The organism is Rhodococcus sp. NBC_00297 (genome assembly GCF_036173065.1).
GTDB lineage: Bacteria > Actinomycetota > Actinomycetes > Mycobacteriales > Mycobacteriaceae > Rhodococcoides.
The window spans coordinates 702,285-715,048 of the sequence record NZ_CP108041.1; the positions used below are offsets into that span (position 1 = coordinate 702,285).

Genomic DNA, 12,764 nt, shown 5'->3' on the forward strand with positions numbered 1-12,764 from the left:
GTCTCAGGCCACCGTCTCGTCCGGCTCGGTGACGTCGTCGATCTCGGCCGGTGTCGCGTCCGCCATGAGTTCGGTGAGGACGTCGAGCACCCGCGGATCCGACAGCAGCGCGAGGTGCCCGGTGCCGACGAGCGTGTGCAACTCCGTCATCGGCCCCCGTGCGCTGCGCAGCGTCACCAGTCCGTCTCCCACGGCGTCGGCCCACCAGGCCGTGTCGTCGGCGGCCAGGGTGGCGGCGACCGCGACGTGCCGGATCCCGGGGGCGAGCGCCACGTCCGTGGCCAGTCTGAGGTCGTCCACGCCGCGGCTGCGGACGTCGAGCAGGTCCGCCCACACCGCCGTCTGCCGCACCTTCCGCAGGGCACGGGAGAGGTGGTACACGCCCGTCGCGAGCGGTGCGCCCTCGTGCGGGGTGCCCAGGTAGCAGGCCGTGCGCACCAGCGGCAGCCAGGTCGCCCTGCTCGCCTCGACCGCACAGGCACGCCGCACCACGAGCCCGCCCATCGAGTGCCCGACGAGGTCGATCCGCTGGACAGGGACGGGCCAGACCGCGATCAGCTCGTCGAGGAGGCCGGCCAGTGCCGCCCCGTTGTCCTCGATCCCGGCGCCGGTGTTGTACCGCAGACAGACCGCGCTGATGCCGTGCGCGGCCAGCGCCTCGCCGTAACTGCCCCGCCCGTCGTGGCGGTAGTACCAGGCCTGCTCGGTCTCCCCCAGCCCGTGTACGAGCACGGCGACGTGACCCGTGGCCTTCGGATACGCGGTGGTCAGCATCGCGGTGTCGTTCCCGACGATGCGGCGCTCGTGATGCGGCCCGAGTTCCACCGTCAGGTCGTTGCCCTCGGCGGCGAGCCGGTCGCCCAGCAGCCCGTTGACGGCGCCGACCACGACCGATCCGGCCGCGGTGGACGTGACCGCGTGGGACACGCGGTCCTCGGGCAACAGCCGGGACACCGCGGTGACAGCCTCGGCGGCCGCCACACCGCCCCCGCGCACAGCCTCGTAGACCAGGTCGGCGATGCCCTCGTTCAGGATGCGCACGGGTGCCGCGGAACGGCCCAGTACCCCGAACACCACATCGTTGATCGCGCGGTGGGTCCCCTGGACAGGGCGGCTGAGGATGTCGATGGCCGTGGCCACGACGTCGGCAGCGCCCGCTACTTCGTTCCGATCGCGATTCGAGTGCACACGTGTACTCTAACCGTCACGCCACCTTGACGACGAGCTTGCCGAAGTTCTTGCCCTCGAGCAGCCCGAAGAACGCGTCGGGAGCGTTCTCGAGACCCTCGACCACGTCTTCCCGGTAGCGGAACGACCCGTTGTCGATCCACTCGGCGACCTCGCGCAGGAAGTCCTTGTAGAGCTCCGGGACGAATTCGCTCTGGATGAAGCCGCGGATTGTCAGGCTCTTCGTCAGCACGCGCGTGAAGAAGCCGGGCAGCCGATCCGGACCCTCCGGTGCCTGCGTGTCGTTGTACTGCGCGATGAGACCGCACACCGGCACGCGTGCGTAGAGGTTGAGCCGCGGGAGCACCGCCTTCGCGACGGCGCCGCCCACGTTCTCGAAGTAGACGTCGATGCCGTCCGGAGTCGCGGCCTTCAACTGATCCTCGAAGTCCGGGGCGCGGTGATCGACGGCGGCATCGAAGCCGAGCTCGTCGATCAGGTACGCACACTTCTCGGGACCGCCGGCGATGCCGACGGCGCGCGCACCCTTGATCTTCGCGAACTGGCCGACGGCCGAGCCGACGGGCCCACTGGCCGCTGCGACCACGACGGTCTCCCCCGGCTTCGGCTGCCCGATCTTCGTCATGCCGGAGTACGCGGTGAAGCCCGGCATCCCCAGCACGCCCAGCGCGGTGGACACGGGCGCCTTCTCCGGATCCAGCACTCGCACGGACGACGCGTCGACCACCGCGTGCGACTGCCACCCCGTGTAGCCGAGCACCACGGCGCCGACCGACACGGCGTCGCTTCGAGACTCGATCACCTCGGAGACCGTGGCGCCCACCATCGTGTCGCCCACCTCGACGGGCTCCGCGTACGACTCGGCGTCGCTCATCCGGCCGCGCATGTACGGGTCCAGCGACAGGTACAGGGTCTTCAGCGAGACCTGACCGTCACCGACCTCGGGGAGATCGACCGTCTCGGTCCGGAAGTTCTCGGCAGTGGGTGCGCCGGTGGGACGAGAGGCCAGGACGATGCGAGTGGAGGAGGTCATGTCTCCCGACGCTACTCCAACAGGTTCTTGCGGACCTTGCCCATCCCGTTCCGCGGCAACGAGTCCACCACGCGTACCTCACGCGGCCGCTTGTGCACCGAGAGCTGTTGTGCCACAGAGTCGACGACTGCTCGCGGCTCCACCTCGTCACCCACGACGAACGCCACGATGCGCTGGCCGAGATCGTCGTCGGGCAGTCCCACGACCGCCACCTCACGCACTCCGGGAACACCGAGGATCGCCGTCTCCACCTCGCCCGCGCCGACGCGGTACCCACCGGTCTTGATCAGGTCCGTCGACTCCCGGCCGACGATCCGATGGAAGCCCGCCGGGTCGATCGCCGCGACGTCTCCCGTCCGGAACCACCCGTCGTCCGTCCAGCAGGCCGCGGTGGCCTCCGGCTTGTTCAGGTAACCGTCGAAGAACCGGCCGCGCACCTCCAACGAACCGATGGACTCCCCGTCGCGTGGGACCTCCGACCCGTCCTCACCGCGCAGCCGAGTCTCGATGCCGCGCACCGGAACTCCGACCCAACCGGGTCGTCGCTCACCGTCGGCGCGCGTACTCAGCGTGATGAGGGTCTCGCTCATGCCGTAGCGCTCGATCGGCTCGAGACCCGTGAGAGCGGCGATCTTCTCGAACACCGGCACCGGCAGCGGGGCACTGCCCGAGATCAACAACCGAGCGTGCGACAGCGCCGCGGCGGACTCCGGGTCGGCCGCCACTCGCGACCACACGGTGGGAACCCCGAAGTACATCGTTCCCCGCGCCGCGGCGTACCGCTCCGCGGAGGGCTTGACGGTGTGGATCACTCGACTGCCGAGTCGCAGCGGACCCAGGACTCCCAGCACGAGCCCATGCACGTGATAGAGCGGGAGTCCGTGCACCAGAGTGTCGTTCGCCGTCCACCCCCACGCCTCGGCGAGCGCGTCGATGCCGGCGGCGAGCGCACCGCGGCTGAGGATCACGCCCTTCGGAGGGCCCGTGGTTCCCGAGGTGTAGAGCACGAGACCGGTCGCGTCGTCCGACGGCTCCGCGTAGCTGTGCCAGGACCGTGCGTGCATGCGGACCGGGACGACGGGCAGACCGCCGTCGTGCTCGGGCGCGACACCCAGCCACCCACGGGCACCGGAGTCCGCGAGGATGTGGTCGAATTCGGTCGGCCCCGAGTCCGGGGGCACGGGCACCACGGCCACTCCGGCGATGAGCGCACCGACCACGGCGACGACGGTGCGGGCGGTCGGTTCGGCGAGGACGGCCACCCGGTCGACGCCCATGATGCGCTCGGCCACCGACGTGGCGGCTCCGAGCAGATCGCTTCGAGAGAGGACGACGTCACCGACGGTGACCGCGTCGTCGACGTCGCCGCCGTGGGTGATCGCGTACGAGTTCAGAGACCGGAGCAGCACACCGAGCAGTCTCTCACGACGCCCGCAGCTGCTCCGTGACCTCGATGCACGTGCAGCCCCCGGCGACCGCGGAACAGTCGACGGCGAGGGTGTGCCGGACGGCGTGCAGCAGAACACAGGCATCGTCGGTGCACTCGACCGCACCGTGCAGGTGGACGACGAGCGTGCCGTGACAGTGGTCGAGAGCGCCGAGACACTCGACGCATCCGGTCAGCGAATCCTTCATGACTCCATCTGTACCACCGGCCCCCGACACGTCCTCGGCCTCGCGGCGGCGCGTCGTCAGAAGAAGACGGTGAGAACGGTCGCGATGGACGCGGTGCCGATCATGGCGACCACGAGGACGGCGGCGACCATCTTCACACCGGACCGGGACGCGGCGGGAGCGTCCGACCACTCGTCGAACGCCTCGACGTCGACGCCCTCCTGCGCGAAGTAGTGCACCTCGCCGGGCGGCTCCCACTCCTCGCCGCTGGCACGCACCCGCGACTCGAGCACGGCCAGCCGCTCGCGCACGCGGGGCGGATAGGCCCGCGACGGCGCGTTGATGGGCAGCCGGCGCGCGAGCACCAGCGGCGTCGGGCACGCGGCGACGAACGAGTCGAGCGCGTGCCGCACCAGCGGGTCGGCGTCGTCTCGATCGGTGAGGAACCAGGCCGCACCGGCACCGGCCGGGTCGTCCATCGCCAGGCACGCGTAGCCGAGGAGGTCGAGCGCGGGTTGCGAGGCGGCGTCCTGATCCAGCAGCGCTGTCAGGCGCTTGCGCGCACTCCATGGTTCCCCGCGGGCCAGATCCTCCTGCGCACGGTCGAGCGCTCCCACGGCCGGGCTCAGACCGTGAGACGGGCGACGGCAGCGGCGATGCGCTCGTCGGTCGCCGTCAGCGCGATGCGGACGTGGGTGCCGCCGTCGGGACCGTAGAACTCCCCCGGAGCGACGAGGATGCCGCGTTCGGCGAACCAGCGCACGGTGTCCCGGCACGGTTCACCGCGCGTGGCCCACAGGTACAGGCCGGCCTCGGAGTGATCGATGGTGAATCCGGCCGCCACCACGGCGGCGGCGAGCGCGGTCCGACGATCGCGGTAACGCTCGCGTTGCACGTTCTCGTGCTCGTCGTCGCTCAGCGCCGCGGTCATGGCCGCCTGCACCGGAAGGGGAACCATCATGCCCGCGTGCTTGCGGACCGCGAGCAGTTCCGCGACCAGGGCGGGATCGCCGGCCACGAAGCCGGCGCGGTAGCTCGCGAGGTTCGACGTCTTGGACAGCGAGTGCACGGCCAGCAGGCCGGTGGTGTCCCCGCCGCACACCTCGTCGTCGAGGATCGAGACGGCGCGTCCCTCCCAGGTGAGTCCGAGGTAGCACTCGTCCGACACGACGATCGTGCCGCGTTCGCGGGCCCACTCGACCACCTTGCGCAGGTGAGCGACACCGAGCACCCGGCCACTGGGATTGGACGGCGAGTTGACGAACATCAGCGACGCGCGTTCGGGACCGAGACGCGACACCCCGTCCGCGCGCAGTGTGCGGCATCCCGCGAGCAGCGCCCCGACCTCGTAGGTGGGGTACGCCAGTTCCGGGATGACGACGAGATCGTCCGGGCCGAGCGCGAGCAGGGTCGGCAACCAGGCGATGACTTCCTTGGTTCCGATCACCGGCAGGATCGAGCGTTCGTCCAACCCACCGATGCCGTAGCGGCGTGCGAGCGCACTGACGGCGGCCGCCCGCAGCTCGGGTGTGCCCACTGTCGTGGGGTACCCCGGCTGCGCGGAGGCCGCCGCGAGAGCGTCACGGACGACGTCGGCGACCGGGTCCACCGGCGTACCGACGGACAGGTTCACGATGCCGTGCGGATGCGACCGCGCCAGCGCGGTGACGTCGGCCAGCGTGTCCCACGGGAACTCGGGCAACAGGCTCGCCACGGATCGACGAACAGCGGGCGACCGACGCGAGACGACGGGTGCGTCCGTCACGCTCAGTTCTCACCCATGGGGGGCAGAGCCTTGATGAACGGCGGGTCGTAGTCGGTCTTGCCGACCTTGGCCGCGCCACCGGGTGAGCCCAGTTCGTCGAAGAAGTCGACGTTGGCGCTGACGTAGGCGGACCACTGCTCGGGGACGTCGTCCTCGTAGAAGATCGCCTCGACGGGGCACACCGGCTCGCAGGCACCGCAGTCCACGCACTCGTCGGGCTGGATGTAGAGCATGCGTCCACCCTCGTAGATGCAGTCGACAGGGCATTCCTCGATGCATGCCTTGTCGAGGACATCGACGCACGGTTCAGCAATCGTGTACGGCACTGAGGTTCTCCTTAGCCTTTCCGAACTCTGAGCGTGTCGCGGCCCCGCGGGGACGCGTTCGACGCGGACGTGCTGTTCTGCTCGACCCACCGGCGCCCCAGCTTCGCAGCTCGGGACAGTGCGCCGCGCTCGCCGAAGTACCCGGCGACCGCACCGACCACGGGCAGGTTACCGAGCCATCTGTAAACGGTACGGCTGCGGGGCCGCTTGTCCAATTCGTCGGTGACGGCCTTGAGGATCTTGGTGACCGACCACAAGGTCGACAGCAACGCGAACGGGGACCGGGACAAGCGACCGGACGGCTCGGTGACACGGCTGTCGTCCGTGACGCCGTCGACGTCGGGTTCGGGCGCGTGGATGCTGGCACCCTTCGGCAGCTCGCGGTTGCACAGCACCGATGCCAGCAGGCGGACCTGCTCGTCCTGCTCGGTGATGCCGTACTCGCGGGCGACGGCCACCAGGACGATGGCCTGGTTCGCGAACCCGAGGACGTCGCCGAGCGGGAGTCGGCGAGCGAGTACACCGAAGATGCCGGGGAACGCCACCGCCACGGTGCCGATCCCGCCGACGCGGCCGACCCACCACGAGACGCGCTGGTCGACGGTCATCGACTCCCACGCCTTGGTTCCCGGTGTGTCGGCGGCGTCGAACACCGACGCGACGGCGTTCAGCGCCGCGTCGACCTTCGTGCCGCTCGCGTCCGCCTGCTCGCGGAACGTGCGCTTCTTGAGGCCGAGCGGGTCACGGTCCGCGAGCAGTTCGAGGACCGGCACGATCACGCGCACCGCGGCCTTGAGAACTCCGGCGACGCGCTCGTCGCCCAATCGATCAGCGCTCATGCTGCTTCCGTCCGGTCTGCGTAGGCGGTGGTGCGCTCGACTGCGCGTCGTCCGATTCCCTCGGCGATCGCGTGTAGTTCCTCGACGGTCTTCTCCGATCCGTGCTGCGATCCCGCCATCCGCGAGATCGTCTCCTCCATCAGCGTGCCACCCAGGTCGTTGGCGCCGCCGTTCAGCATCACCCGAGTTCCCGTCACGCCGAGTTTCACCCAGCTCGTCTGGATGTTGTAGATGCGGCCGTGCAGCATGATCCGCGCCAGTGCGTGGACGGCCCGGTTGTCGCGCTGCGTCGGTCCGGGTCGTGACGCCCCCGCCAGGTACAGCGGCGAACTCTGGTGCACGAACGGCAGCGGCACGAACTCGGTGAAACCCCCGGTGCGGTCCTGGATCCGCTTGAGCACGTTCAGGTGTCCCACCCAGTGCGAGGGGTTGTCGACGTGGCCGTACATCATCGTCGAGCTCGACCGCAGTCCCACCTCGTGCGCCGTGGTGACGACGTCGATCCACGTCTGGGCGGGCAGCTTGCCCTTGGTGAGCACCCAGCGGACCTCGTCGTCGAGGATCTCCGCCGCCGTCCCGGGGATGGTGTCCAGCCCGGCCGCCCGCAGTTCGGTCAGCCAGTCGCGCACCGACTGGCCACCGCGCGAGGCCCCGTTGACGATCTCCATGGGCGAGAAGGCGTGCACGTGCATCGACGGCACCCGCGCCTTCACCGCGCGCACCAGGTCGGCGTATCCGGTCACGGGCAGCTCCGGATCGATGCCGCCCTGCATGCAGACCTCGGTGGCGCCGAGGACGTGCGCCTCCCAGGCCCGGTCGGCGACCTCGCTGGTCGACAGCGAGAACGCGTCGGCGTCGCCCTTGCGTTGGGCGAAGGCGCAGAAGCGGCACCCGGTGTAGCAGATGTTGGTGAAGTTGATGTTCCGGTTCACGACGTACGTGACGTCGTCGCCGACGACGTCGCGGCGCAGCTGATCGGCGAAGGCGGTCACCGCGTCGAGCGCCGCACCCTCGGCGGTGGCCAGCGCCAGGTACTCCTCGTCGGTGCAGTTGCCGGGATCCTTCTCCGCGGCGCGGAGGGCGGCGACCACGTCGCGGTCGACGCTGTCCAGGGTCGCGAGGTGCGCCACCTGCTCGCGGATGGACTCCCAGTCGCCGAACGCGCTGCCCATGTCGCTGCGCGTCTCGGTGTTGCGACCCTCGGTGTCGATGCCGGTGTTGAGGTCGACGCGGCCGGTGGACTCCCACACCTCGTCGGGTTCCTGCCACGGCAGACCGGACGGGATCGTCTCGGGCACCGCCAGCCCGGTCGCGTCGTCGGCGAGCGCACGCACGTGCGCCGAGATCCGCGGATCGATCCACGGTGAGCCCGCCAGGACGTACCGCGGCTGCACCGCCGTGCGTTCGGTCAGCGTGAAGCCGGCGTCCGCGGACAGCTGCGCGAGAGTGTCGAGGTTCGGCCACGGCCGCTCGGGATTGACGTGATCGGGGGTGAGCGGCGAGACACCGCCCCAGTCGTCGACGCCCGCGGCGAGCAACGCCGCGCACTCCTGCGCGGACACCAGATTCGGCGGCGCCTGGATGCGCATGGCCGGGCCGAGAAGGATGCGGGACACGGCGATGGTGGCGAGGAACTCCTCCAGGCCGGCATCGGGTGCGGACCGCATCGCGGTGTCGTCCTTGGCCAGGAAGTTCTGCACGATCACTTCCTGCACGTGACCGAATGCCTTGTGCGACTTCCGGATCGCCATGATCGACTCGGCGCGGTCACGGATCGTCTCGCCGATGCCCACGAGGATGCCGGTGGTGAACGGAACGGTGAGACGACCGGCGTCGGTGAGCACGCGCAGACGCACCTCGGGGTCCTTGTCGGGGCTGCCGTAGTGGGCCTGCCCCTTCTCCTCGAACAGTCGACGCGAGGTGGTCTCGAGCATCATGCCCATCGACGGCGCGACCGGCTTGAGGCGCGACATCTCCTCCCAGCTCATCACTCCGGGATTGAGGTGCGGGAGCAGACCCGTCTCCTCGAGCACGCGGATCGACATCGCCCGCAGGTAGTCCAGCGTCGAGTCGTAGCCGCGCGCGTCCAACCACTCCTGCGCCTCGGGCCAGCGAGCCTCGGGGCGGTCGCCGAGCGTGAACAACGCTTCCTTGCATCCCAGTTCGGCACCGCGCCGCGCGATGTCGAGCACCTCGTCGGCCTCGAGGAACATCCCGTGCCCCTCGGCGCGCAGCTTGCCGGGGACCGTCACGAACGTGCAGTAGTGGCACGTGTCCCGGCACAGCCGGGTGAGGGGAATGAACACCTTGCGCGAGTAGGTCACCGTGCCGGGGCGGTTCTCGGCGAGCAGTCCCGCGTCCCGCACCCGCGCCGCGGACGCGCACAGATCGGTCAGGTCGTCGCCGCGGGCGTGCAGCAGCGTGGTCGCCTCGTCGACACTGATCACCACACCGTCGCGGGCACGGCGCAGCGCACGCCGCACCGCCGATGCGGTCGGTGCCGGGCTGTCGGGAGGCGTCACTCGGGTGTCGGCGCGCGCGGGAGTACTCGGATCGGGCAACATCGTCACCGTTCGATCATGCGCCCTCCGGCCGGAGGCGTGCCACAGCAGGGGTGATGCGACGTGTCCGACAACAGTCCCGGTGTGGTCCTCACCGATCCCGCGCATCGCCCCGATCCGCGGGCGAAGATTCTGTGGGCCGTGGCAGCCGCCCTGCTGTGGCTCCCGGTGGTCGTCGCCGTGATCGTGTGGGCCGTGGTGCTCGCGGTGAACGTCGAGCGCCCGTCCTGGACGCCCGTGGTGGCCGCTGCCGTCGCCGTGGTGGTCCTCGCGGGAGCGCACGTGACCATCGCGCCGCAGTGGCGCTATCGGGTGCACCGCTGGGAACTGAGCGACACCGCCGTCCACACGCGCACCGGCTGGGTGACTCAGGAACGGCGCATCGCTCCCCTGTCCCGAGTGCAGACCGTCGACACCGAGCGCGGGCCGCTCGACCGGGCACTCGGACTGGCCACCGTGACGGTGACGACCGCGTCCTCCGCGGGAGCTCTGGAGATCGCGGGGCTCGACCTCGCGACCGCCGATCGCACCGTCGCCGCCATCACCGCGGCGGCCGCACGCTCACGAGGCGACGCCACGTGACGCAGGACGCCGGCCTGCGCGTCGACGAGTTGCCGTGGCTGCGACTCGACAAGCGCATGCTCCTGATCCACCCGGTCACCGAGCTGGTCCGCCTGCTGCCGGTGCTCCTGGTGTCCCTCGTCCTTGGATCGCAGAGCGGCACGCACGTCTGGGGCCTGATCGTCGTGGTCCTCCTCGTGGGCGCGGCGATCCTGCGCTGGTTCACCACCGGGTACCGCATCGGCTCGGACGACGTCCAGCTGCGCCGCGGGCTCTTCCAGAAGAAGGTGCTCTCCATTCCGCGTGGTCGAATCCGCAGTGTGGACGTGCGAGCCGGGCCGCTGCACCGACTGCTGGGACTGTCGATCCTCACCGTGGGCACCGGTCAGCAGAAGTCGGACAAGGCCGACTCGTTCGAGCTGAACGCCCTCGCCTCGAACCTGGTCCCCGCCCTGCGTGAGGAGTTGCTGGCGGGCACCGGCCGGACGGTGGGAGTGGATCCGGTCGCAGTGACCGAACCCGCCGTGACGCCCGAACGTGAGATCGCCCACTTTCGCACCGGCTGGGTTCGATTCGCCCCCTTCACGGCCACGGGCATCGTCGTCGTCGGTGCCGGATTCGGGCTCGTGTTCCAGTCCGGGTTCGCCGGTGACATCGCCTCTTCGCCGGCCCTCGACGACACCTATCAGGCCGTTCTGCGCCTCGGCATCGTGGTCGCGGTGGTCGTCGCCGCGGCCCTGCTGCTCGTCGTGTCGAGCATCGTCTCCGTGGTGCGCTACCTGGTCGTCTACGGCAACCTCTCCGTGACCGACGACGGCACCAGGCTCCGCGTCGGCCACGGACTGCTGTCGACGCGGCACACGACGCTGGACCGCGACCGCCTCCGCGGCGCGACACTGCGTCGACCGCTGGTCCTGCGGTGGGCGCGCGGAGCACGCCTGGATGCCGTCATGACCGGGGTGTCCGCTTCGGAGAAGGAGTCGTCGCTGCTCCTGCCGCCCGCTCCCCTGCCGGCCGCCCGCCACACGATGGACGACGTGCTGGCGGGTCTGCCGGAGAGCGCGCCGGCCACGGTGACACTGCAGAAGCACGGACCGGCGGCTTTGCGGCGCAGGCTCACCCGCGCCGTCGGGCCGGTCCTGCTGATCGCTGTCGCACTCCTCGTGGTCCGGTCGACCGGCCGGGACGTCCCGATCGCCGCGTGGATCGGCGTCGCGCTCCTCGTGGTGGCCGCCGCCGCTCTGGCGTTCGACCGGTACGCAGCCCTCGGCCACCGTGCCCACCCGGGAGTTCTGATCACCGAGCACGGCAGCCTCGACCGGCGACGCGTCGTCCTCGACACCGACGGCGTGGTCGCCTGGGGTGCCCGGCAGACCTTCTTCCAGCGACGGGCCGGTGTCGCGACCATCGTCGCCGCCACCGCGGCCGGCACGGGCCGCTACACGGTGCTCGACGTACCCGCCGACCACGCGTGGTCGATCGTCGAGAGCGCTCAGCCCGGTGCCGGCGACGTGTGGGTCGAGCGCCCGTGACACCCGACTCCGGTACACCCCGGAGCATCCCCGAACTCGATGTGGCGGTGTCGGAGTGCCGCGCGTGTCCGCGCCTCGTGGAGTGGCGTGAGCTGGTGGCGCGCGAGAAGCGGGCCGCGTTCCGTGACGAGACCTACTGGGGCCGACCGGTTCCGGGTTTCGGCCCCGTGGACGCTCGGCTGCTGATCGTCGGCCTGGCGCCGGCGGCTCACGGCGCGAATCGCACCGGGCGGATGTTCACGGGCGACCGCAGCGGCGACGTTCTCTACGCGGCCATGCACGCCGTCGGCCTCGCCACGCAGCCCACGGCGACCCACATCGCCGACGGCCTCGAGTTGATCGGCACGCGCATCACGTCGCCGGTGCACTGCGCTCCCCCGGCCAACAAGCCGACACCGGAGGAGCGCGACCGGTGCCGTCACTGGTTGGAGACGGAACTGCACATCCTGGCGCCGACCGTTCGGGCAGTGATGGTCCTGGGCGGATTCGGCTGGCAGGCACTGCTTCCGGTCCTCGACGGCGCGGGGTGGACGATCCCCCGACCGCGCCCGAAGTTCGGCCACGGTGCGCACGTCGTGCTGACGTCACCCGAGAAGGAGTTGCCGGACCTGCATCTGTTCGGGTGCTTCCACGTCAGCCAGCAGAACACCTTCACCGGACGGCTCACGCCGGCCATGGTGGAGCAGGTGCTCGCCGCGGCGGCCGACGCCGCCGGAATCGACAGGAGTCAGCCGCGTCCGAGTTCGGCGAACTGACCCATGCGCAACGCGAACAGTTGCACCACAGCGGGAAGCAACCCGCCTGCCACGAGGACCAGGGTGCGCCAGTCGGCCACGACGAGCACGTCTCCACCCGGTCCCCCCAGCATGGCCAGCACGAGACCCACGAAGAATCCCGCGACCGGGAGAGCGGCGCGGGAGACGTTGTGCGTCACCGAGAACGCGACCCGCACGAGGATCACGTTGACGATGCCGGCGAGGACACCACTGACGGGGAACGGAGTGCTTCCGAGATACAGCGGGAGGAACAGCACTGCGGTCACGGCGCACAGGAACCCGTCGAGCACCAATGCGCCGACGATCGACGCCTTGATGCCGGACACCACGCCCTCCCCGGCGTGGCCCGTCATCGCGCCGATCCTGTCGGCGCCGTGAACGTCAGCGAGGAGGGAACCCGATCGACGTGAGGTAGTTGCTCACGAACGTCGCGAAGCCGCCCACGGAGTTCAGGTAGATCTCGCGCTGCAGATCGGCTGTGGGTCGCAGGGAATCCACGAACGCCACGATGGCGTACTGAAGATCGAAATTCATGGGAAGAGCTCCTTCGAGTCGAACTCACCGGGTAC

General features: G+C 70.2%; 14 protein-coding genes. 3 read left to right on the forward strand and 11 right to left on the reverse strand.

The annotated features are described in order from the left end of the window. Nucleotides 1–3 precede the first annotated feature (3 nt). Genes OG947_RS03255 through OG947_RS03295 form a run of 9 tightly spaced genes read right to left on the reverse strand, consistent with a single transcriptional unit; the run spans nt 4 to nt 9,329 of the window. Complete coding sequence (locus OG947_RS03255; protein ID WP_328813103.1) at nt 4–1,188, reverse strand: lipase family alpha/beta hydrolase; 1,185 nt, start codon at nt 1,186–1,188, stop codon at nt 4–6. Nucleotides 1,189–1,204: 16 nt separating this feature from the next. Beyond that, nucleotides 1,205–2,221 carry an NADP-dependent oxidoreductase gene (locus tag OG947_RS03260; protein WP_222638168.1) on the reverse strand — a complete coding sequence of 339 codons (1,017 nt, stop codon included), beginning with the start codon at nt 2,219–2,221 and terminating at the stop codon, nt 1,205–1,207. An 11-nt stretch (nt 2,222–2,232) separates the two neighbouring features. Beyond that, nucleotides 2,233–3,630 (reverse strand): acyl-CoA synthetase, encoded by a 1,398-nt coding sequence (locus OG947_RS03265; RefSeq protein ID WP_328813104.1) that lies wholly within the window; start codon nt 3,628–3,630, stop codon nt 2,233–2,235. 13 nt (nt 3,631–3,643) lie between these two features. Further along, a complete protein-coding gene (locus OG947_RS03270) occupies nt 3,644–3,856 on the reverse strand; it encodes a hypothetical protein (RefSeq protein ID WP_328813105.1) in 213 nt (70 codons plus the stop codon). A gap of 56 nt (nt 3,857–3,912) precedes the next feature. After that, on the reverse strand, nt 3,913–4,452 hold the full coding sequence (locus OG947_RS03275) for a DUF6584 family protein (protein ID WP_056447428.1): 540 nt from the start codon (nt 4,450–4,452) through the stop codon (nt 3,913–3,915). A gap of 8 nt (nt 4,453–4,460) precedes the next feature. Further along, nucleotides 4,461–5,549 (reverse strand): succinyldiaminopimelate transaminase, encoded by a 1,089-nt coding sequence (gene dapC, locus OG947_RS03280; RefSeq protein ID WP_222650504.1) that lies wholly within the window; start codon nt 5,547–5,549, stop codon nt 4,461–4,463. A 53-nt stretch (nt 5,550–5,602) separates the two neighbouring features. Then, nucleotides 5,603–5,926 (reverse strand): ferredoxin, encoded by a 324-nt coding sequence (fdxA, locus tag OG947_RS03285; protein WP_027503879.1) that lies wholly within the window; start codon nt 5,924–5,926, stop codon nt 5,603–5,605. Between the two features lie 11 nt (nt 5,927–5,937). After that, nucleotides 5,938–6,765, reverse strand: a complete 828-nt coding sequence (locus OG947_RS03290; RefSeq protein ID WP_155956891.1) for a hypothetical protein — start codon at nt 6,763–6,765, stop codon at nt 5,938–5,940. Next, on the reverse strand, nt 6,762–9,329 hold the full coding sequence (locus tag OG947_RS03295) for a bifunctional FO biosynthesis protein CofGH (protein ID WP_328813960.1): 2,568 nt from the start codon (nt 9,327–9,329) through the stop codon (nt 6,762–6,764). Before OG947_RS03295 ends, OG947_RS03290 begins: the two co-directional genes overlap by 4 nt. 60 nt (nt 9,330–9,389) lie before the next feature. On the opposite strand from OG947_RS03295, the gene OG947_RS03300 reads away from it, so the two are divergent. Genes OG947_RS03300 through OG947_RS03310 form a run of 3 tightly spaced genes read left to right on the forward strand, consistent with a single transcriptional unit; the run spans nt 9,390 to nt 12,174 of the window. Next, nucleotides 9,390–9,908 (forward strand): PH domain-containing protein, encoded by a 519-nt coding sequence (locus OG947_RS03300; RefSeq protein WP_027503881.1) that lies wholly within the window; start codon nt 9,390–9,392, stop codon nt 9,906–9,908. A gap of 56 nt (nt 9,909–9,964) precedes the next feature. Continuing rightward, nucleotides 9,965–11,419, forward strand: a complete 1,455-nt coding sequence (locus OG947_RS03305; RefSeq protein ID WP_442973116.1) for a PH domain-containing protein — start codon at nt 9,965–9,967, stop codon at nt 11,417–11,419. Next, entirely contained in the window at nt 11,416–12,174 is a 759-nt protein-coding gene (locus OG947_RS03310; RefSeq protein ID WP_307109059.1) for a uracil-DNA glycosylase, read from the forward strand. Before OG947_RS03305 ends, OG947_RS03310 begins: the two co-directional genes overlap by 4 nt. On the opposite strand, the gene OG947_RS03315 is transcribed toward OG947_RS03310, so the two are convergent. Together OG947_RS03315 and OG947_RS03320 are read right to left on the reverse strand one after the other, a co-directional pair. Beyond that, nucleotides 12,147–12,548, reverse strand: coding sequence for a hypothetical protein (locus tag OG947_RS03315; protein ID WP_027503883.1), 402 nt, complete (start codon nt 12,546–12,548; stop codon nt 12,147–12,149). The two genes, OG947_RS03310 and OG947_RS03315, sit on opposite strands and share 28 nt — an antisense overlap. A gap of 28 nt (nt 12,549–12,576) precedes the next feature. Next, on the reverse strand, nt 12,577–12,729 hold the full coding sequence (locus OG947_RS03320; RefSeq protein ID WP_162246780.1) for a glycoside hydrolase family 6 protein: 153 nt from the start codon (nt 12,727–12,729) through the stop codon (nt 12,577–12,579). Nucleotides 12,730–12,764 lie beyond the last annotated feature (35 nt).